Annotated in this window: 17 protein-coding genes; 8 read left to right on the forward strand and 9 right to left on the reverse strand. The window is 74.7% G+C overall.

Going from position 1 to position 19,573, the window contains the following annotated elements:
• Positions 1-64 precede the first annotated feature (64 nt).
• The 5 genes from FRCN3DRAFT_RS0237615 to FRCN3DRAFT_RS0237635 all read right to left on the reverse strand — a co-directional run bounded on the left by FRCN3DRAFT_RS0237615 (position 65) and on the right by FRCN3DRAFT_RS0237635 (position 6,019).
• Positions 65-2,113: an ABC transporter ATP-binding protein gene (locus tag FRCN3DRAFT_RS0237615; protein ID WP_007519109.1), complete on the reverse strand. Its 2,049-nt coding sequence runs from the start codon at positions 2,111-2,113 to the stop codon at positions 65-67.
• A 137-nt stretch (positions 2,114-2,250) separates the two neighbouring features.
• Positions 2,251-3,015 carry an imidazole glycerol phosphate synthase subunit HisF gene (gene hisF, locus FRCN3DRAFT_RS0237620; RefSeq protein ID WP_007519111.1) on the reverse strand — a complete coding sequence of 255 codons (765 nt, stop codon included), beginning with the start codon at positions 3,013-3,015 and terminating at the stop codon, positions 2,251-2,253.
• Complete coding sequence (priA, locus tag FRCN3DRAFT_RS0237625) at positions 3,012-3,752, reverse strand: bifunctional 1-(5-phosphoribosyl)-5-((5-phosphoribosylamino)methylideneamino)imidazole-4-carboxamide isomerase/phosphoribosylanthranilate isomerase PriA (RefSeq protein WP_007519113.1); 741 nt, start codon at positions 3,750-3,752, stop codon at positions 3,012-3,014. Before priA ends, hisF begins: the two co-directional genes overlap by 4 nt.
• A gap of 182 nt (positions 3,753-3,934) precedes the next feature.
• Positions 3,935-4,534, reverse strand: coding sequence for a choice-of-anchor P family protein (locus FRCN3DRAFT_RS0237630; protein WP_232794378.1), 600 nt, complete (start codon positions 4,532-4,534; stop codon positions 3,935-3,937).
• A 372-nt stretch (positions 4,535-4,906) separates the two neighbouring features.
• A complete protein-coding gene (locus tag FRCN3DRAFT_RS0237635) occupies positions 4,907-6,019 on the reverse strand; it encodes a nucleotidyltransferase family protein (protein WP_007519117.1) in 1,113 nt (370 codons plus the stop codon).
• A 185-nt stretch (positions 6,020-6,204) separates the two neighbouring features.
• Between FRCN3DRAFT_RS0237635 and FRCN3DRAFT_RS0237640 the strand changes: the two genes are divergently transcribed.
• From FRCN3DRAFT_RS0237640 to FRCN3DRAFT_RS0237665, 6 genes are all read left to right on the forward strand, one after another.
• Positions 6,205-8,289, forward strand: coding sequence for an ABC transporter ATP-binding protein (locus tag FRCN3DRAFT_RS0237640; protein ID WP_232794379.1), 2,085 nt, complete (start codon positions 6,205-6,207; stop codon positions 8,287-8,289).
• A gap of 78 nt (positions 8,290-8,367) precedes the next feature.
• Complete coding sequence (locus FRCN3DRAFT_RS0237645; protein WP_007519121.1) at positions 8,368-8,781, forward strand: PqqD family protein; 414 nt, start codon at positions 8,368-8,370, stop codon at positions 8,779-8,781.
• Positions 8,778-9,311, forward strand: coding sequence for a lasso peptide biosynthesis B2 protein (locus FRCN3DRAFT_RS48185; RefSeq protein ID WP_007519123.1), 534 nt, complete (start codon positions 8,778-8,780; stop codon positions 9,309-9,311). Before FRCN3DRAFT_RS0237645 ends, FRCN3DRAFT_RS48185 begins: the two co-directional genes overlap by 4 nt.
• Positions 9,308-11,188 carry an asparagine synthase-related protein gene (locus tag FRCN3DRAFT_RS0237655; protein ID WP_007519125.1) on the forward strand — a complete coding sequence of 627 codons (1,881 nt, stop codon included), beginning with the start codon at positions 9,308-9,310 and terminating at the stop codon, positions 11,186-11,188. The genes FRCN3DRAFT_RS48185 and FRCN3DRAFT_RS0237655 overlap by 4 nt, the downstream gene beginning before the upstream one ends.
• An 85-nt stretch (positions 11,189-11,273) precedes the next feature.
• On the forward strand, positions 11,274-11,432 hold the full coding sequence (locus FRCN3DRAFT_RS54560; RefSeq protein ID WP_007519126.1) for a hypothetical protein: 159 nt from the start codon (positions 11,274-11,276) through the stop codon (positions 11,430-11,432).
• Positions 11,433-11,639: 207 nt separating this feature from the next.
• A complete protein-coding gene (locus FRCN3DRAFT_RS0237665) occupies positions 11,640-12,719 on the forward strand; it encodes a phosphoenolpyruvate carboxykinase (ATP) (protein ID WP_131803509.1) in 1,080 nt (359 codons plus the stop codon).
• Between the two features lie 21 nt (positions 12,720-12,740).
• On the opposite strand, the gene hisH is transcribed toward FRCN3DRAFT_RS0237665, so the two are convergent.
• The 4 genes from hisH to hisD all read right to left on the reverse strand — a co-directional run bounded on the left by hisH (position 12,741) and on the right by hisD (position 16,669).
• Positions 12,741-13,361 (reverse strand): imidazole glycerol phosphate synthase subunit HisH, encoded by a 621-nt coding sequence (gene hisH, locus FRCN3DRAFT_RS0237670; RefSeq protein WP_007519129.1) that lies wholly within the window; start codon positions 13,359-13,361, stop codon positions 12,741-12,743.
• Positions 13,362-13,955 carry an imidazoleglycerol-phosphate dehydratase HisB gene (gene hisB / locus FRCN3DRAFT_RS0237675; protein ID WP_007519131.1) on the reverse strand — a complete coding sequence of 198 codons (594 nt, stop codon included), beginning with the start codon at positions 13,953-13,955 and terminating at the stop codon, positions 13,362-13,364. It abuts the gene before it with no gap.
• Positions 13,956-14,013: 58 nt separating this feature from the next.
• A complete protein-coding gene (locus FRCN3DRAFT_RS48190) occupies positions 14,014-15,255 on the reverse strand; it encodes a histidinol-phosphate transaminase (RefSeq protein WP_007519133.1) in 1,242 nt (413 codons plus the stop codon).
• A 79-nt stretch (positions 15,256-15,334) separates the two neighbouring features.
• Positions 15,335-16,669 carry a histidinol dehydrogenase gene (gene hisD, locus FRCN3DRAFT_RS0237685; protein ID WP_007519135.1) on the reverse strand — a complete coding sequence of 445 codons (1,335 nt, stop codon included), beginning with the start codon at positions 16,667-16,669 and terminating at the stop codon, positions 15,335-15,337.
• Between the two features lie 204 nt (positions 16,670-16,873).
• Between hisD and FRCN3DRAFT_RS48195 the strand changes: the two genes are divergently transcribed.
• Together FRCN3DRAFT_RS48195 and FRCN3DRAFT_RS50830 are read left to right on the forward strand one after the other, a co-directional pair.
• Positions 16,874-19,054 carry a bis-aminopropyl spermidine synthase family protein gene (locus tag FRCN3DRAFT_RS48195; protein ID WP_007519136.1) on the forward strand — a complete coding sequence of 727 codons (2,181 nt, stop codon included), beginning with the start codon at positions 16,874-16,876 and terminating at the stop codon, positions 19,052-19,054.
• On the forward strand, positions 19,051-19,573 hold a 523-nt coding region (locus FRCN3DRAFT_RS50830; RefSeq protein WP_007519138.1), incomplete at its 3' end, for a response regulator transcription factor. The genes FRCN3DRAFT_RS48195 and FRCN3DRAFT_RS50830, both read left to right, overlap by 4 nt.

The following is a 19,573-nucleotide window of genomic DNA, read 5'->3' on the forward strand; positions in this document are numbered from 1 at the left end:
CCGGCCGGCGGTGCGGCCGGCGGAGCGCCGCGCTGCGGCGGGACCGGGCCCGCCGTGGCGGTCGTCACGACATAACCTCCTCGTCGAGTCCGTCGCCGTGGCCAAGGTCGTCGGCGTCCAGGCCAACGGTCCTGGACGCGTCCAGCCCGGGCCGTGCGTCGAGGTCGGCGGCGGCGCGCTCGTAGGCCGTGAGCAGCTCGGCGTAGCCGGGTGAGCCGACGAGCAGCTCGTCATGCCGGCCGTGCGCCGCGACCCGGCCGGCCTCCAGGTAGACGACCTCGTCGGCGAGCGCGATCGTCGCCCGGCGGTGGGCGACGACGACCACGGTCGACGACCCCGCCGAGCCGAGCGCCCGCAGGCCGGCGAGGATCGACGCCTCGACCCGCGGGTCGACGCTGGAGGTCGCGTCGTCGAGGACGAGCAGCCGGGGGCGGCGGACCAGCGCGCGGGCGAGCGAGATCCGCTGGCGCTGGCCGCCGGACAGGGTGGTGCCGCGCTCCCCCACCTCGGTGTCCAGGCCGCCTGGCAGTGCCTCGACGAACCGGTCCGCCTGCGCGAGGCGCAGCGCGTCCCACACGGCGTCGTCGGGCAGGTCCAGGCCGAGGGTGATGTTCGCGCGGACGGTGTCGTCGAACAGGAACGCCTGCTGGGCGACGAGGGCGACCGCGGAGGTCACCTCATCGGCGGCGAGGTCACGCAGATCGGCGCCGTCGAGGCGGACGGTGCCCGTGTCCGGGTCGACGAGGCGGGCGAGCAGGCTCACCAGCGTCGACTTCCCGGCGCCCGTGCGCCCGGTGACCGCGAGCACCTTGCCCGGACGTGCCTCGAAGGTGACATCCGCGAGTGCCACGCCCGACACCGCCGCCTCGCCGCCGACGCTGTCGTTGGCGCGGCCGCCGTCGTCCTCGCTGTCGCCGTGGTCCTCGCTGTCGGCGTCGACGGGTGCGGGGTAGCGGTAGCCGACGCCGTCGAGGCGCAGCGTGGCCGGGCCGGTACCGGCCAGGCGCTCCGTGCCGAACTCCTGCTCGCCCTCGGCGGTCAGCACCGCGGACACCCGGCCCCAGCCGACCACCGAGCGGGGCATCTCGCTGATCACCCAGCCGATCGCCCGGATCGGGAAGGCGAGCAGCGTGAACAGGTAGGCCACCCGGACCAGGTCACCGACCGACAGGTCGCCGGAGCCGATCCGGTGCGCACCGACGACGAGCACGGCGAGCACACCGAAGTTGGGCAGCGCCTCCATCAGCGGGTCGAACACCCCGCGGACCCGGCCCGCGCGGATCATCGCGTCTCGCAGCTGTTCGGCGGACCGGCGGAAGCGGGCGGTCTCGTCGGCCTCCCTGCCAAGGGTCTTGATGACGAGCGCGCCGTCGAACGACTCGTGCGCGACGGTGCTCACCTCGGCGCGCAGCTCCTGCACCCGGGCGAACAGCGGCGAGACCAGCCGCGAGTAGGTGAGGTTCAGGACGCCGACGAGCGGGAAGACGACGAAACCGACGGCGGCGAGCAGCGGGTCGGTCGCGACCAGCAGCCCCACGGCGGCGGCGAGCATCACGACCACGCCGACCGCGAACGGGAACGGCGCGATCGGCGCCCACAGCGCCTCGACGTCGGCGTTCGCGTTCGACAGCAGCGCGCCGGTGGAGTGCCGCTGGTGCCAGGCCAGCGGCAGCCGCAGGTACTGGCGGGTGACGCGGCGCCGGTAGTGGGCCTGCATCCGGTACTGCAGCACACCGGCCGCGAACCGGCGGAAGAACATCCCCACGGCGCGGGTCGCGCCGACCGCGAACACCAGCAACGCGGCGGTCACGACGCTCCCCCAGGCCGCGTGCCCGTCGCGCAGCGACGGGACGATCACCCGCTGGGTCACCTCGCCGAGCACGTAGGAGCTGGCCACCGTCGCGAGGCCGAACAGCGCGCTGCCGAAGACCGACAGCGCGAACAGCCGGCGCTCCTCGCGCACGGCCAGCAGCAGGATCCGCAGCCCGCGCCGGATGACCGAGCGGGTCTCGTCGATCGCGCGCGCCGACTGGGCGAAACCGGGAGGGTTGAGATGGTCGACGGGGCCACCGGGGCTCGGCGGCTCGTCCGGGGCGTCACCAGGTGCGGGCACCTCTCTCCTCTCGCCAACGCGCGTACGCCCGCCACCGACCGTGGTTTCGCTACAGCCCGGTGACAGGCGCGTGACATCCACCCTGCAACACCAGGAACGGGCCGCGTACTCCCGCGCGGCCACGAGGTGGCCCGGGCCTAACGAACGGGCACGGCGGCGTCGCGCAGGGCTTCCTTGACATCGGCGATGCGCAGATGGCCGAAGTGGAAGACGCTGGCCGCGAGCACGGCGTCGGCGCCGGCGGCGACGGCGGGGGCGAAGTCCGCGAGCTGGCCGGCGCCGCCGCTGGCGATCACCGGGACGCCCACCTCCGCGCGGACCGCGGCGATCATCTCCAGGTCGTAGCCGTCGCGGGTGCCGTCGGCGTCCATCGAGTTGAGCAGGATCTCGCCGGCGCCGAGCTCGACGGCGCGCGCCGCCCAGGCCACGGCGTCGAGGCCGGTGCCCTTCCTGCCGCCATGGGTGGTCACCTCGAAGCGCGGCCCGTCCTGGTCGGGCGAGCGCCGCGCGTCCACGGACAGCACGACGCACTGGCTGCCGAACCGCAGGGCGCACTCGCGCAGCAGCTCAGGACGGGCGACGGCGGCCGTGTTGATGCCGACCTTGTCCGCCCCGGCGCGCAGCAGCCGGTCCACGTCGTCGGCGGCGCGCACCCCGCCGCCCACCGTCAGCGGGATGAAGACCTGTTCGGCGGTGCGCCGGACGATGTCGTACGTCGTCTCCCGGTTGCCGCTGGAGGCGGTGATGTCGAGGAAGGTCAGCTCGTCCGCGCCCTCGGCGTCGTAGAGGCGGGCCATCTCGACCGGGTCGCCTGCGTCACGCAGGCCGGTGAAGTTGACGCCCTTGACCACCCGGCCGGCGTCGACGTCCAGGCAGGGGATGACGCGGACCGCGACGCTCATCGCCGGGCGCCCGCCGCGGTCTCGCCGCCGGCGACGGTGAGCGCCTCCGGGAGGGTGAACGCGCCGGCGTAGAGCGCCTTGCCGATGATCGCGCCCTCGACGCCGGGGACGGTGGCGATCGCGCTCAGGTCGGCGAGCGACGACACTCCGCCGCTGGCGACGACCGGCCGGTCGGTGGCGGCGGTGACCGCGGCGAGCAGCTCCAGGTTCGGGCCGGTGAGCGTGCCGTCGCGGCGGACGTCGGTGACGACATAGCGGGCGCAGCCGTCGGCGTCGAGCCGGGCGAGGACGTCGAACAGCTCGCCGCCGTCACGTGTCCAGCCGCGGGCGGACAGCGTCGTGCCGCGGACGTCCAGCCCGACGGCGATCCGGTCGCCGACCCGGTCGATGGCCCGGCGCACCCAGTCCGGGTTCTCCAGGGCGGCGGTGCCGACGTTCACCCGGGCCGCGCCGGTGGCGAGCGCCGCGTCCAGCGAGTCGTCGTCGCGGATCCCGCCGGACAGCTCCACGGCGACGTCGAGGGAGCGGACCACCTCGGCGATCAGCTCCCGGTTGGAGCCACGCCCGAAGGCGGCGTCCAGGTCGACGAGATGGATCCACTCGGCGCCGTCGCGCTGCCAGGCGAGCGCGGCGTCGCGCGGGTCGCCGTACGAGGTCTCCGATCCGGCCTCGCCCTGGACCAGCCGAACGGCCAGGCCGTCGGCGACGTCCACGGCGGGCAGCAGGGTGAGCGTCACGCGACCACCCTACGGGTCCGCGGTTCGAGCCCGGCCCGGCAAGGAGGGCCGGCGGCGCGGCGACGCCGTGCCGGGACCGCCGGCGGCCACGTCGTTCCTCGACGAAGCCTCGGAGGCGCCGAAGCACCGCCGAGGTCCGTCGGAGTGTCCCCGGGGATTTCCAGGGCCGTTCCTCAGATTCGTCAGGTCAGTGTGTCCGCGTTGCAGACCGACGTCGCGATGGTGACGGTCTCCAGGCCGCCGAACAGACTGGCCGCCACCGCGTCGATCGTCAGCGTGCCGTCCGGCGCCTCCCGCTGCCGGTTGAGGGTCAGGGTGCCCACAGCCGGGATGGAGATGACGGTGTTCGGGGCCGGGTTCGTCGCGAGAGCGATCGGCGCCCCGGGGGTCGTGATCTGTCCGCTCCCGATCTGAGCGGTCCCACTCACCACACCGCTGCCCACGTCGTAGGCACAGCCCGAATAGAGCGAGTCGGCGTTCAGGGCGGCCGCCGTCGTCAGGGCGAGAGAGAGGCCGCTGACCGTCGCGCTCGCGGCCGTCGAGATGGCCACGGTGGCGACGGGGCCGGCGGTGAGCAGCGACGGCACGCTGATACTCGTGGCATCGTTCCACGAGTCACCCGGGTAGGTGCTTTCCACGACCGGACCGTGGTCGACGATCCCGCTCAGGCGAACGGCGTCTGCCCTGTTCGGAGAGGCGGCGGAGGCGGGCGAGGCCGCCGCGAACGCCACGCCGGCGGCGATGGCGAGAATGCCGGCGCACCGCCCCGCGCGTCGAGGCATGAGTTTCATGAGGTTCCCTTCGTCGGGTTTCAGCACGGCCGGTACGGCATCGCGGCACCTAGGCCCTGAATAGCTGGGAGCCCTGGCTTGGCGCCGTCATGGCTTTGTTTCTGGGCTGAAGGTAACGCGCGCCACATCCCGGACGGCGTTCACCAGCAAAGAAGGAGGTTCATCGCCACCGGCGCGATGATCTTTTTATCGACGCATACCGGCCACGATTCCGGCGGAACTCCATCGACACCAGAATTATTCGCTCCGCCTTCATGGCGCCCTGGGAGAGCGGGATGAAAAGCGCTCGCGGATCAGCGGAACCCGGAGGGGACGGGACCCGTCGCGATGCCGCCAGCCTCCGCCGGGCGCACCGGGTCCACGTCAGGCGACGGTCAGGTCGGCGGGCGGGCGCGCGTCGGACGGCATCGGCACAGGCGCCGCCGGTTCGTCGAGACGCCGGGTACCGGCGGGCGTGCGGGCCGCGCGGTGGACCGCGGCAGCGAACAGCACGATCTGACGTGCGCGGTACCACAGCATCCGTCCCAGCGGAGGCAGCGCCGCCGGCGTCACGGCCCGGACCTCCGGGCGCCGACCGCGGCTCGCGATCTCGGCCATCGTGGGGAGCAGCCAGCGCCGGAGCATCGCCCGGCGGTGCTCCGGCGGCGCGGCGCGCAGTATCTGCCGCGCGCTGAGCAGCAGGCTGGTGTCCGCCAGCCACAGCCGCTGCGCGAACGGCACTTGCACAGGCAGCCCCAACGCGTCCGCCAAGGCCCGGCAGGCCGGCGAGCCGGTCCGCAGCGCCGCGGCGACCGCCGGCCGCGCGCCGAGCTCGTCGGCGACCCCCATCGCCTCCCGCCAGATCGCGAGCGGGATCCGCGCCGCCGCCCGATCCAGGTCGCGACGCGCCGCCTGCGACCGCGCGGGCACGGACACCGCGTGGATGGCGAGGTGGCAGGCGTGCGCGGGCAGGTCGAGCGCGTCGACGACGGTCCCACCGAGCTGGAACTCGGCGATGTGCCGGGACAGCACTGCCCACAGCCGTTCGGCGCGCACGGTCGCCACCGGCAGCGTCCAGTGCAGGTCGACCGCCTGCCCGCTCGGGTGCCCGAACATCTGGGCGTACGGGCAGGGGTCGTAGGGACGCAGCCCCGCGGCGACGAGGACAGCCCGCGCCCTGGCGAACTGGGCCGGGGGGACGAGAAGGTCGCAGTCCACCCTGGGACGGTGCTCGCCGGGATACAGCCGGCGCGCCGTCACCGGCCCCTTGAGCAGCACGGGCCGGATGCCGGCCTGGTGCAGCCGTTCGATCAGCAGGGCATCCGCCGCGTCCCTGGCGAGGGCCAGCGCGGCGCGCGCGACGCGGTCCACGGCGTCCGGGCCGGCGGGGACCGACGGTCCGGCAGGGACCAACGGGTATGCCGATCGCACGTCGTTCGAGCCACCATCCGGTGGGGTCGCGCCGACCGGCACCGACCGTCGTATGGGCACGGACATCCCCGCTTCCTCGCGCTCGCGCTTCTGGACACTTCCCGGCGCGGTCCGCCGCGACTCGCGGCCTGGCGGAGCATCGGGCGGGCCGGTGAGGGCTCTGCCGGACGCCACCGGGCGGTCACCCTCCCGGACGACACCATCCACTACCTACCGTAGCTGATTGATGACTGCTGGCTATCTTCACGGCCATGGTGACATCCAGCCGGCCCTCGGACGGCCAAGTCCCCACCACCCCATCCGCGCCGAGCCCCGACGCCCCGGGACGGCCCACCGCCCGCCGCGGATCCCCAGCCGACCGGGCTCGGCGGGCCGGAGCCCGCCTCGCCCAGGGCTGGACGCGGGCCACGACGGGGGTCGATCGCCCGGCCCGGCGGGTGGCGGTCATGGCGGCGCTGGGCCTGCTCTCCGGCGTCCTGGAGTTCCTGGCGATGGTGTTCCTGATCACGCTCGCGGCCGGGCACACCCGGGTCGGCTGGGCACTACCCGGCAGGCTCGCGGACGGACGCGGCGGGCTCGCGGTGGCGGCCCTGCTGGTCACCGCCGCGTCGGCCGTGGTCTCCGTCGTCGCGGCGCGGCACACCACCCGGATCGGCGCGACGACGGTGACGACGCTGCGTGGCCGACTGGCGCATGGCTACCTGGCCGCGGACTGGCCGGCGCAGCGCGCCGAGCCGGTCGGGCGGCTGCAGGAACTGGCGTTCACCGACGCGGGGCAGGTGTCGCTGGGTGCCCAACACGCGGCCGACGCCGTGGCGGGTGGCCTGCGGCTGGCGACGTTCACGGTCGCCGCCTTCGCCGTGAGCCCGCTACCGGCCGGCGCCCTGTTCGCCGGCGTCGGCGCGGTCGCGGTCGTCACTGCCCGGCTCGGCGGCCGGCGCGCCCACTCGGCGAACCGTCAGGCGGTTGAGGCCGCAAGCGGGCTCGCGGCCGCACTGACCGAGACCACGACCGTGGCCGGCGAGTTGCGGATCTTCAACGCACGCGGCGCGGCGGGGGAGGCTCTGGCGCGGCGGGCGGAGCTCGCCGGGCTGCTCCAGGGAAAGATCATGTTCCACACGACGGTGGCGCCGCGACTGGCCCGTGACCTGGCTGTGCTCGCGCTGACCGCGGTGCTGCTCGCCGTGCTGTGGCTGGACGACCTCGCGCTGCCCACTCTGGGGCTGGTCATCCTGCTGACCATGCGCGCGCTGGGGCAGGCCGCGGCGCTCGTCGGGACCACGCACCAGGTCCGCGAGCGGCTCACCCACCTGAGCCGGATCGACGAGCACCTGGCCCGCTGGGCGCCGGCCCGGCCGGCCGGACGGCGCCCGTGCCCGCCCGCGGCCGGGCGGCTGCGGCTCCAGGGGGTCGACGTGGTCCATCCCGGGGCGGACCGGCCGGCGCTGACGGGGCTGGACCTGGCGTTGCGACCGGGCGAACGGCTCGGCGTGGTCGGGCGCAGCGGCGCGGGCAAGAGCACGCTCGCCGCCGTCCTGCTCGGTCTGCTGGAGCCGAGCCGGGGGCGGGTCCTGGTTGACGGCGTGGACCGCGCCGAGATCGACCCGGCGCAGTGGTTTGGCCGGGTGGCGGCCGTCGGCCAGCAGCCCGCGCTGGTCAGCGGCACGGTCGCGGACAACATACGTTTCCTGCGGACCGGAATCGACGACGCCGCGGTGCGCACCGCGGCGGGCGCGGCGGGACTCGGCCCGGAGCTCGCGGCCTGGCCCGCCGGCGTCGACCATCCCGCCGGGCCACACGGCGGGGCGCTGTCTGGCGGCCAGCGCCAGCGGGTCACGCTCGCACGGGCGCTCGCACGTCCGGCGGATTTGCTGGTGCTGGACGAGCCGAGCAGCGCGCTCGACGCCGATGCCGAGCTCGCGTTGCGCGCCGCGCTGGCGGCGGTCGACCGGTCGACGACCGTGGTCGTCATCGCGCACCGGCTGTCGACCGTGCTTGCCTGCGACCGGATCGCCGTCCTGGAGGACGGCCGGCTCGAGGCACTCGGGAGCCCGACCGAGCTCGCGGCGACGAACCGTTATTTTCGCGACGCGCTGCGGCTGGCCCTCGCGGACCTGCCGGAGGTCGAACGCGGCCCGGGCGACGAAGGGGCCGCTCCCGGGGCGCTGCCCAGGCAGCGGGACCTGACGGATCCCGGAAGACCCGTGGCGGGGGCGCCGAGCCGGCCTCCATCGAGCAGGCCTTCACCAGGAAACAGCGGCAAGCCCGACGTGCCCATCGGCCTGCCACCCGCCCGAGTGCCGAGTGTCGACGCACCCAACCTCTACGCAGAGTGATTTGATTGGCACGTTACGCAGCCACTTCGTGATCTGGCCACGAGACGGTCCTCGACGGTCACCACGCCGGAGGTTTCCATGGCCGACAGCAGCCACCAGCCCACCACGTCCGCCGACCGCCTGGGTCCGCTCCGGATCGGAGAGGCCGAAACGGCCCGCGCCGACGCCGCGCCCAGGGCCGGTTCGGATCCCACCGACCACGATGAGATCCGGGTCGCGCCCGGCGTTCAGGTCGCCGACCTCCAGGGCGAGATCGTCCTGCTGCACCCGGACGACGGCACGTACTTCGCGTTGAACGAGACGGGAGCGCACCTGTGGCGGCAGCTGGGCGCGTCTGCCGTCCCACGCGGCGCCGCGGTCCGCCGGGCCGCCCTGTCGATCGCGGCCGAGTGGCGGGTCGACCCACCGCGGGCCGAGGCCGACCTGCGCGAGCTACTCGACGAGTTGCTGAGCCGCCGACTCGCCACCACGACGCCATGCCAGTCGCCATGACGCCCGGGGCAGCCACCCGGCCCGCGCGGGAGGAGCGCCCTGGCGCGCGCTCGCGCTGGTGCCAGCCCGCCGCGGAACTCGCCGTCAGCGCGCAGCTGTGGCTGGCAGCCGGCGCGGTCGAGGTGGTGTTGCGCCGCCGCGGGCTGCCCGCGCTGGTCGCCGCGGCCGGCCGGGCGGCCCGCTCGCCGGCTGCCCGCTGGTTCCCGGCCGGGCGTCGGACCCTCACCGACCCCTGGCTCGACCAGCTCGTGACCAGGGCCGGCGCGGCGTGGCGCGGTACGGAGGGATGCCTGCCGCGCTCCGTCCTGCGGTGCTGGCTCGCGGCCAGCGACGGGCAGGCGGCCTCCGTGGTGGTCGGCGTGCGCAGGGCGACCGGGACGCCGTTCGCGGCCCATGCCTGGGCACAGGTGGACGGTCACGCCCACGCCGCGGACGCCGGGCCGGCTGGGTCGTTCCAGCCCATCGCCACCTATCCACTCACGCCACCGGCGCCGACTACCGGTACCGCTCCCCGCTGCGAGGAACGATGACCTTCTGCGGTGAGCTGCGGCTGGACCGTCGGCCCGCCACGATCGCGACGGCCGAGAGGATGCTGGCCGCCGCGATCACCCCGCCGAGTGGCCCTACACGCACCTGGGCGGCCGGCCCACTCGCGCTCGCCGCGACACCCGGCCCGGCACTTGGGCCCGACGCGGACCTCGCCCACACCGCGGGCCCCGGCGGGCTGCTGGCCGTGGTCGACGGCTGGTCGCCTGGCACCAGAAGCACCCGGCCCGAGCAGGGCGACATCGCGGGAAGCGGACGGGACCACGTGGCCGGCCACGTCGTGAGCTCCTGGCGGCGCTACGGCCCCTCCTGCCTCGACCGGCTGCTCGGCGACTGGGCGCTCGCCGTCTTCGATGCGGCGACCGGTCGGCTGACGCTCGCCCGCTCGCCGCGCAGCATGCGCCGGCTTTTCCTGCACAGCACCGCCGAGCGGGTGGTGTTCGGCACTGACTACGCCCAGCTCCGGGCCGCGGGCATCCCGCTCGAGGCGGACCACGCGGTGCTCGCCGAGACGCTGACCCGCGACCTGACGACCCTGAACGAGACCCTGCTGCGCGGCGTCGAGCGGGTGCCAGCTGGCCACCTGGTCGAGATCGGGCCGGCTGGGACGCGGACGCGCCGCCCGTTCAGCTCGCTGTTCTCCATCGTCCCACCCCTGCGCCCCAGCACCACGGCGGCCGCGGCAAGCCGGCTGCGTGCCGCTCTGGATGCGGCCGTCGGCGACGCGGCGCTGCAGACAGCGGCCCCCGGCAGCCCGGTCGCGGTCGGCGTGTCCGGTGGGCTGGACTCAAGCTCCGTGGCCGGTGTCGCGCACGCGCTGGCCCGGCGCGGCGCCGCGATCCGCATCGTGCCGATCAGCATGGTCTTCCCCGGACAACCGCACGACGAGTCGCGCTGGATCGACTCGGTCGAGGAACGTCTCAGGCTGCCGATCCTGCGGGTGAAGCCGGACCTGTACGACTGGGACCGCTGGCGGGCCTGGACGGCGACCACTCTCGACCTCCCGCCGCGCCCCAACCTCGCGTTGTCCGACGCCGTCCGCGACGCGGCGCGCGCCGAGGGACTGTCCGTGCTGCTGTCCGGCGAGGGCGGAGACGAGTGGTGGACCGGCTACCGCCACCACTTCCCAGACCTGCTTCGGGCTGGCCGGCTCGCCACCCTGTGGCGCCAGACCGGGCGCGGGATCAATCCACGGTCGCTGCCCAGGCGGCTGGGCGTCGCACGCGCGTTCGCCACGGCGCCGTACCCACGCGGGAACAGCGGGGAGCGCCTGGTGCTGCCGTGGCTACGCCCCGAGCGCCTGCGTGGCCTGGATCTCGAGGAGCGCTTCGCCGCGGCGGACGCGGCCGAGCGCGCCGCGTACCCGTCGAACGAACAGCGTCACCGCTGGATCGAGGCGGCGATCCGGGCCGAGCTGTCGACGCTGGACACGCTGCGGGCGTTCTACACGTCGGCCGGCCTGGACTGGCGCCATCCGTTCCATGACCGCCGGACGATCGAGGCGGCGCTGTCGACGCCGGGCGCCACGCTCTACCAGCCTGGGCTGACCAAGCCGGTGCTGCGTGCGGCGGCCGGCGACACGCTCCCCGAACTGGTGCGCACCCGGCCCGGCAAGATCTTCTTCAACCTGCCCGTCGTCGACGCCCTGGAAGTCGCGGGCGGGATCGGCAAGGTGCTCGCGGGCGGCCCGCTCGTCTCCGGCGGCTGGGTCGACCTCGACGCTGCGACGCGGGCATGGGAGGCCGCCGCGGCCGCGGCCCGGCAGGGCCGCCACCCGCCGAACCCACTGCACGGGCTGGCGTCGTTGTGGCAGTTGGTCGGCGTCGACACGTGGCTCACTGGCAACGGGGTGCGTCTTTGAGTCACCTAGTTCTGCTACTCTCGGTAATCGAACTGCCGCAGTATGCAACTCATCGTGACGACAGTCGACCATCTTGGAGAGTGCCATGACTACCGTTGAGCACGTGCCCGCTGTGGCGCCAGCTGAGCACCGGCCCTACGAGAAGCCCGCGCTGGTCTGCCACGGCAGCCTGGCGATGCGGACCGCCGGTGGGCTTGGCCTCAACTTTGACGGGGCGCTGCCCCTCGATTTCACCAGCGGCTGACCCAGCGGAAATGCCTTTGACACTGGATCCTGGTCTCCCGAACAGCAGGAGGTAGCGCCGATGGAGGTGCCGCGGGCGGCTCGGATCACGACCGCCCACGCCCGCGTGGCGCCTGTGTCCAGGTCGGAGTTCCCGACGGCCGGTGTCCCGGGGCTTGCGCCTCGGGACACCGGCTGCTCGTCCCCACCTGTCGGAGCCCCTTCGCCGGTGCGGCTGGCGCACTACCGTTTCGGGGCCGTCGAGGTCCGAGCCGACGTCAGGCTGCCCGGCTACGACCGGTACCTGGCGCTCGTTCCAGCGCAGCGCGTCGCCGGCGACGGAATGCCAGGCGCGGCGCCTGAGAAGGCGGCCCAGGCCCAGGATCTCCAGCAGTCGCCCGCCCCGTACGTCATCACAGTGCGCCGCGGGCCGGCCGAGGTGCCGGCCGGGCAACGCCTGGCGCGGATCAGGGTGCGCCGCGGCGACGTGGAGATCCGCGCCGTGGACGGCGGCGGCCTGGCGCTTCTCACGGAGGGCCTCGCCCCGTACTCGCTGCCCGCCGGCGGCGGCGAGGAGATCTCCTGGCATCTGCGCGGCGCGCCGAGCCCAGCGGAAGCGGACCACCTCATCGGGTCCGCCGTGCCGTGGGCACTGGCGGCCCGGCGGGACACCGAGGTGCTGCACTCGGCCACGCTCGTCAGCCCCGCCGGCGCCGTGCTCCTCACCGGGCGCTCGGGGCGCGGAAAGTCGACACTCTCCATGGCGTTGCACCAGCGACTCGGGTGGCCGCTGCTCGGCGACGACGCCGCGGTGCTCCACCTCACGGGCAACGAGCCGCGGGTGCTGTCCTGTAGCCGGGAGGTCCGGCTCTGGCACGACTCCGGCCAGCTGCTGGGCCTGGGCGAGGGCACCGTGCTCACCCGCTACGCCACCAAGAGCCGCCACGCCGTGGCAGGCGACGCGCATAAGCCGGTCACCGTGACGGCCGTGATCAGTCTGGACCCACCCGCTGGTGATCCAGACCGTGCCGTCCCGAAGGGCAATCTCTCGGGCACGCAGACGGCCCACGCTCCCGACCTCGCGGAGCGGCCGGAGTTGACGCGGACGCGGTCGGTCGACGGCGTGCTGATGTTGCGCGCCGGCCTGATGCGCACGGCCCTGCTCGACGTCGACCTCGCCGCCGAGGAGTTCCGGTTCCTCACACGCTGGGCCCGTGGCGTCACCTTCGCCCGGTTGCGGTATCCGCACTCCCCCGCCGCGCTGGACACCGCCGTCGGCCTGCTCGCGGACTTCGCCGCCGGGCGCTGACCAGTCGCCCGAGGAGGCAGGTCAGCGCAGCGTGCCCAGCCAGTTGGCCAGGACGTGGGCGCCGGCGTCACCGGACTTCTCCGGGTGGAACTGGGTCGCGCACAGAGGACCCCGTTCGACGGCGGCCGCGAACGGCTCGCCGTGCTCGGTGACCGTGTCGCCGGCACCAGGGTCGGCCTTGGCGGCGTAGGAGTGGACGAAGTAGAACCGCGTCCCCGCCGGCAGGCCGGCGAACAGCGTCGAGCCGGCCGGCGGGGCGACGGTGTTCCAGCCCATGTGCGGCAGGATCGGCGCGGCGAGACGGCGGACCTCGCCGGGCAGCAGCCCGAGGCCCTGGGTGCGCACGCCGTGCTCGTCGCCGAGCTCGTAGAGGATCTGCATGCCGACGCAGATTCCCAGCACCGGCCGCCCGGCGGCGACCCGGTCCCGGACCGTCGGCCCGGCGCCGATCCGCTCGACCCCGGCCATGCAGGCGGCGTACGCGCCGACACCGGGCACGACCAGCCCGTCCGCCTCCGCGGCGGCGGCCAGGTCCGCGGTCACGGTGACGTCCGCGCCGACTCGCTCGACCGCCCGTTGCGCCGAGCGCAGGTTGCCCGACCCGTAGTCGAGCACGACCACCTTCGGCCGGCTCCCGGCCATCTAGAGGACGCCCTTGGTCGACGGGACGCCGGACACCCGGGCGTCGAACGCGACCGCGTCCCGCATCGCCCGCGCGACCGACTTGAACTGCGCCTCGACGACGTGGTGGGCGTTGCGACCGGACAGGACCCGTACGTGCAGCGCGATCCGAGCCGCCGAGGTGATCGACTCGAAGATGTGCCGGGTGAGCGTCGTGTCGTAGGTCCCGATCATCGGGGCCAGGTCCGGCTCGACGTGCACGCAGTACGGGCGGCCGGACAGGTCGACGGCGGACTGCACCAGCGCCTCGTCGAGTGGCACCATCGCGTCGCCGAACCGGCGGATGCCGACCTTGTCACCGAGCGCCGCCCGCAGCGCCTCACCGAACGCGATCGAGGTGTCCTCGACAGTGTGATGCGCGTCGATGTGCAGGTCACCCTTGGTGCGCACGGTGAGGTCGAAGCCGCCGTGCTTACCCAGCTGGGCAAGCATGTGGTCGAAGAACCCAACCCCGGTCTCCACGGTGGCGACACCAGTGCCGTCGAGGTCGAGCTCGACGAACACGTCCGACTCCAGCGTCTTGCGCTCGATCCGGGCGGACCGCGTCCCTGCCATGTCTCGTTCGCCTTCTACTTGGTGCCCGTTGGTGCCCGCCAGCTACGTGTACCGACAGCTACTTCGTACCCACCAGCGCCGACGGGCTGTCGGCCAGAATGGAGCGCAGCGCGCCGAGGAACGCGTCGATCTCACTCGGCAGGCCGGCGGTGACCCGCAACCAGCCGGGCAGGCTCAGGTCGCGGACCAGCACGCCGTGGTCGAGCAGGCACTGCCAGACCGCGCGCTGGTCGCGGAACAGGCCGAACAGCACGAAGTTCGCGTCCGACGGCACCACCCGCACGCCAAGCGCCGGCAGCTCGTCGACGATCCGGTCGCGCTGCGCCTTGACCGCGTCGACGGTGCCGAGCAGCTCGTCGGCGTGGGCGAGCGCGGTGCGCGCCACCGCCTGGGTGAACGACGACAGGTGGTAGGGCAGCCGGACCAGCTGCAGCGCGTCGACCACCGCCGGGTGGCCGGCCAGGTAGCCGACCCGGGCGCCGGCAAGCGCGAACGCCTTGCTCATCGTCCGGGTGACGACCAGCTTCGGCTGCTCCGGCAGCAGGGTGAGCGCGCTCGGCACCCCGGCGCGGCGGAACTCGCCGTACGCCTCGTCGACCACGACCATGCAGCCGCCGATCTCCTCGGCCGCCACGCACACCGCCTTGACCACGTCGAGCGGCAGCGCGGTCCCGCTCGGGTTGTTCGGCGAGCACAGGAACACCACCGACGGCTGGTGGCGGCGCACCGCGTCGGCCGCGGCGACCGGGTCGAGGGTGTAGTCGTCGCACCGGTCCTCAGCCACCCACTCGGTCGCGGTGGCGAGCGAGATCAGCCGGTGCATCGAGTACGACGGCTCGAAGCCCAGCGCGCGGCGGCCCGGGCCGCCGAACGCCTGCAGGAGCTGCTGGAGCACCTCGTTGGAGCCGTTGGCCGCCCAGACCTGGCTGGTGTGCAGGCCGAACCCGGCGTCCGGGGTGAGGTAGTAGGCCAGGTCGGCGCGCAGCGCCTCGGCCTCGCGCTCCGGGTAGCGGTTGGCCTCGGTGGCGGCGAGGGTGGCCGCCTTGCCGAGCGCGTCCACCAGCTCGGCGGACGGCCGGTGCGGGTTCTCGTTGGTGTTCAGCCGGACGGCCACGTCCAGCTGGGGCGCGCCGTACGGCGAGCGGCCGCGCAGGTCCTGGCGCAGCGGCAGATCGTCGAGCGTCACCGGCCGCCACGGCCGGACGGACCCCGTCGCCTCGTCACGGGGCCGCGCGCTCACCCGCACCACCGGCCGGACCGAGTCGCCCTGCCCGAAGGAGCCCGCGCGCTGCTCGGTCATCGGGCCACCGCCACGGCCGGCCGAGAACCGGCCGCGGCTCTCGGGTCGGCAGCGACCCTGGAACTCACTGAGCGCCTCCTCATCGAGAGCGCACCTCCACCGCGTCGACGTGGGCAAGCAGGTCCTCGGCCGCGCCGAGCGCGGCGATGTGCGGCGCGACGTCCGCGAGCGCTTCCTTCGTGCACGTCACGACGTGCACCTCGCGCTGGAACGCGGCCACGGACAGGCCGCCCGAGTGCCGGGCGGTGCCGCCGGTGGGCAGCACGTGGTTGGAGCCGGCCAGGTAGTCGCCGAGCGGGACGGGCGCGTACGGGCCGACGAAGACCGCACCGGCATGACGGACCCGGGCCGCGACGGCGGCCGGGTCGGCGGTCTGGATCTGCAGGTGCTCGGCGGCCCAGGCGTCCACCACCCGCAGCCCCGCCTCGACGTCGTCGACGAGCGCGACGGCGCCCTGGCCCGACAGCGACTCCTCGACCCGCTCCCGGTGGCGGGTGGCCGGCACCTGCTTGCCGAGCTCCACCTCGACGGCGTCGGCGAGCTCGACCGACGGGGTGACCAGCAGGCAGGCCGCCATCGGGTCGTGCTCGGCCTGGGCGATCAGGTCGGCGGCGACGAACGCCGGGTCCGCGGTGTGGTCGGCGAGGACGGCGATCTCGGTCGGGCCGGCCTCGGCGTCGATGCCGACGATCCCGCGCAGCAGGCGCTTGGCCGCGGCGACGTACACGTTGCCCGGGCCGGTGACGACGTCGACGGCGGGGCAGCTCTCGGTGCCGTGCGCGAGCATCGCGACCGCCTGCGCGCCGCCGGCGGCGTACACCTCGTCGACGCCGAGCAGCCGGCAGGCGGCGAGCACCACCGGATGCGGCAGGCCGTCCCATGGCCCTGGGGTGCCGCCGGGGCCGGAGAGGTCACGCTGGGGCGGGGAGACGACGGCGAGCGAGCCGACGCCAGCCTCCTGGGCCGGCACGACGTTCATCACGACGCTGCTCGGGTAGGCGACCCGCCCGCCCGGCACGTACAGCCCGACCCGGTCGACCGGCACCCACCGCTCGGTGACCGTCGAGCCGGGCGCGACCTCGATCGTCACCGGCTCACGCAGCTGCGCCCGGTGGACCAGGCGGGTGCGCCGGATCGCCTCGATGAGCGCCGCGCGCACCGCCGGGTCGAGCTCGTCCGCCGCCCGGTCGAGCGCGCCGGCGGGTACCCGCGGCGTGGCCGGGCGGACCCCGTCGAAGCGCTCGGTGGCGTCCAGCACGGCGGCGTCGCCGCGGTCGCGCACGTCGTCACAGATCGGCCGGACCGTCTCGAGCGCCACGTCGACATCGATCGCGGCGCGCGGCAGCCGCCGACGGATGTCGGCCGAGGACAGCGTTGTCAGTGCCTCACCGCGGAGGTCCAGCCTTCTCCACACGCCATGAGAGTATCGGCCGTCGCGCGCGAATCGTCCTCTCCGCGCGCCGCAATATCACACAGTTGCCCCGTTCACGGGCGTCCCGCTGGTGACGGATCCGGCGATATCGGTCGGACCAGTCACCGGGTCCTGTCCGGTAGCCGACCCTCACCCGGATGGCCACGCGACCATCAGGCCGACAGCGGAAGGTGGCACGCTGGGAGGGTGACTTCCGGCGACGGCCCACGGTTGACCGACGAGTCGGCGAGCCCGCACGCCGCCGGCGCGACCGGCCACGACGGGCAGGCACGCCGGGCAGGGACGGATGGCCAGGCGCGGCTGGCGGTACTGCTTGACGCGTACGGGGTGTCTGGGCGGCCCGTACGGGCGCTGATCGCCCGGCTGGCGGCCGACGACCCGGCGCCACGCGGCGCCGGCCGGGCCAGTGCCGGCCGGGCCAGTGCCGGCCGGGCCAGTGGCGGCCCGAAGGGCGGCGACGCTGCCGGGCGGCTGGTCCGGACGGCCGGGCTGCCGCGGCGCACCGTCGAGGAGGTGCTCGCGGCCCTCGGCGACGACCTCGACGACGGCCAGGGGGCCGGGCCTCGGGTACGCCCCGAGCTGGCCGCCGGCTACCGCGAGCTGGTCGACGCGGCGGGCCTCGCCGCCACGACGCCGACCGACCCGCTGGCCGGTCCGCTCGACGCGCACGCGGACCTGGTGGCCACGATCCGTGAGCTGATCGCCGAGGCGCCCAGGCCCCGGGCCGACCTGGACCACGTCGCGGCGACGGCCGAGACGGTGGTCCGCCGAGCACTGTGGCTCGCGGCCACCTACGACCTCGCCGGCCGGCGCCTGCTCTGCGTCGGCGACCACGACCTGACCTCGCTCGCGGCGGCCGCCGTCATCCCCGGCCTGCGCGTCACCGTCGTCGACGTCGATGACGAGCTGCTCTCCTTCCTCCACCGCCAGGGTCGTTCGCGCGGCCTCGACGTGCGGCCCTACTTCGCCGACCTGCGATTCGGCCTGCCACCGTCGGTGGCCGGGTCCGCCGACCTGGCCTTCACCGACCCGCCCTACACCCCCGAGGGGGTGGCGCTCTTCTGCGCCCGCGGCGCCGAGGGCCTGCGCGACCGTGACCACGGCCGGGTGCTGCTCGCCTACGGGTTCTCCGACCGGGCGCCGACGCTGGGCTGGAAGACCCAGCGAGCCCTCTCCGACGCCGGCTTCGCCCTCGAGGCCATGCTGCCCGCCTTCCACGCCTACGACGGCGCCGAGGCGGTCGGCGCCCGTGCCGACCTCTACGTGTGCCGCCCCACCAGCCACACCTGGCGTCACGTCGACCGCGCCACCGGCCCCCTGGCCACGGACACCGCCATCTACACCCGCGGCCGGGCATCCCTGGAGAGCGCCCCGCGGGACCTGCTCCCCGAGCCCGCGGCGCGCGCCCTGGTCACCGCGGCTGTGGAGGCGATCGGGCCTCAGCACCCTCAGCACCCTCGGCACTCCCAGGTCGAGGGCATGGACGCGGCGGAGACCTCCGGCCAGCTCGTGTTCGTCGGGGAGGCGCCGCTGCCGGCGGGGACGGGCGGGGACCGACCGGTGGCGCATGTCCGCCTCCCGACGGTGCTCGCGCAGGGCCTGCCACCGGCGGCCAGGGCCCGCCGGCCGGTCGCCGTCGCCGCCGACCTCACCGACGACCCCGGTGGCTGGCTGCCCCGGCTGCTGCTGGCCGTCAACGCGGACGCGGTGGCCATGGTCGTGCGCTCCGACCACCCGGCCGTCGCCGCCGCCGTCCGGGCCACCACGCCGCTGCCCGACGGCCGTGCGCCCCGAACCTCCCAGATCGCCGACCTCCCAGATCACGACCTCCCAGATCGGCTTCGCCAATCCGGCAGGGACCCCGTCCGCCGATCCGGCAGGAACCCTGTCGCCGATCCGGCAGGAACCCCGGCGGCGCCGCTGGGACCGCTGGGTTACCTCGTGCTCGGGGAGCGCGCCCCCAAGTGGCGCCTCCTGCCGCCGACACGCGTCAGCGGCGCCCCGGAGGTCCACGGGCTCTGGGTGCTCTCCTTCGCGGCGGTCGCCTCGGCCGAGCTCGACGGGCCCAGGGACACCTGGCTGCGCTTCCTGCTCGATCGAGCGCATGGCCGGATCGGCAACGTCTGGCGGGAGGCCCTGGTCGGCTACGCCCGCGACGCTCACGCGACGACGCTGACGAAACGGGACGCCCGGACCGTCGTCGAGTCCAACCTGCCCGCGGACCTTCTCCAGGCCCGGCTGCTCGACCTGCCCCTCGTGACAGTCGCTGACGTCCTCGACGAGGTGGAATGGTCATGGCGCCCGGAAGTCCTAGCCAAACCGGAAGTCCTGGCCAAGAACGATCTCGCCGCGGGGCGGCGGGCATGACGACGCGCGGCGTGCCGCGTCAGGAAGGTCCCGGAGGCGCGCCGGCCGCGCCGGCCGCCGCGGTGGAGTCCGACGAGGCCGTGGTGCTGGTCGTCGAGGACGACGAGGCGGTCGGGACACAGCTGGTACGCGGACTGGTGCGAGCCGGGTACGCGACGCGACGGGTGACGACGGCGACGGCGGCGCTCTCGGCCGTCGGCGGCGACGAGCCGCCGGACGTCGTGCTGCTCGACCTCGGCCTGCCGGACCTGGACGGCACCGAGGTCTGCCGGCGGATCCGGGAGCTCGGCGACATTCCGGTGATCGTGGTGACCGCGCGCGCCGACGAGTCGGACCGGGTCGAGGCGCTCGACCTGGGCGGCGACGACTACCTCGTCAAGCCGTTCGGTTTCGAGGAGCTGCTGGCGCGGATCCGCGCTGTGCGCCGCCGCTTCGCCCGGGTCGCCGCGCTGGCCGACGCGGCCCGCGCCGCCGACGCCGCGAACGGCCGCCCGGGCGGCGTGCCCGTGGCGCGGACCC

Source organism: Pseudofrankia saprophytica (genome assembly GCF_000235425.2).
GTDB classification, from domain to species: domain Bacteria; phylum Actinomycetota; class Actinomycetes; order Frankiales; family Frankiaceae; genus Pseudofrankia; species Pseudofrankia saprophytica.

What these genes read in the sequence shown, in the direction of transcription:
- hisF (WP_007519111.1), bottom strand. Translation starts at nt 3,015, where the DNA reads ATGAGCGTCGCGGTCCGCGTCATCCCCTGCCTGGACGTCGACGCCGGC.
- FRCN3DRAFT_RS0237630 (WP_232794378.1), bottom strand. Translation starts at nt 4,534, where the DNA reads ATGCCTCGACGCGCGGGGCGGTGCGCCGGCATTCTCGCCATCGCCGCC.
- FRCN3DRAFT_RS0237635 (WP_007519117.1), bottom strand. Translation starts at nt 6,019, where the DNA reads ATGTCCGTGCCCATACGACGGTCGGTGCCGGTCGGCGCGACCCCACCG.
- FRCN3DRAFT_RS0237640 (WP_232794379.1), top strand. Translation starts at nt 6,205, where the DNA reads ATGGTGACATCCAGCCGGCCCTCGGACGGCCAAGTCCCCACCACCCCA.
- FRCN3DRAFT_RS0237645 (WP_007519121.1), top strand. Translation starts at nt 8,368, where the DNA reads ATGGCCGACAGCAGCCACCAGCCCACCACGTCCGCCGACCGCCTGGGT.
- FRCN3DRAFT_RS48185 (WP_007519123.1), top strand. Translation starts at nt 8,778, where the DNA reads ATGACGCCCGGGGCAGCCACCCGGCCCGCGCGGGAGGAGCGCCCTGGC.
- FRCN3DRAFT_RS0237655 (WP_007519125.1), top strand. Translation starts at nt 9,308, where the DNA reads ATGACCTTCTGCGGTGAGCTGCGGCTGGACCGTCGGCCCGCCACGATC.
- FRCN3DRAFT_RS54560 (WP_007519126.1), top strand. Translation starts at nt 11,274, where the DNA reads ATGACTACCGTTGAGCACGTGCCCGCTGTGGCGCCAGCTGAGCACCGG.
- hisH (WP_007519129.1), bottom strand. Translation starts at nt 13,361, where the DNA reads ATGGCCGGGAGCCGGCCGAAGGTGGTCGTGCTCGACTACGGGTCGGGC.
- hisB (WP_007519131.1), bottom strand. Translation starts at nt 13,955, where the DNA reads ATGGCAGGGACGCGGTCCGCCCGGATCGAGCGCAAGACGCTGGAGTCG.
- FRCN3DRAFT_RS48190 (WP_007519133.1), bottom strand. Translation starts at nt 15,255, where the DNA reads ATGACCGAGCAGCGCGCGGGCTCCTTCGGGCAGGGCGACTCGGTCCGG.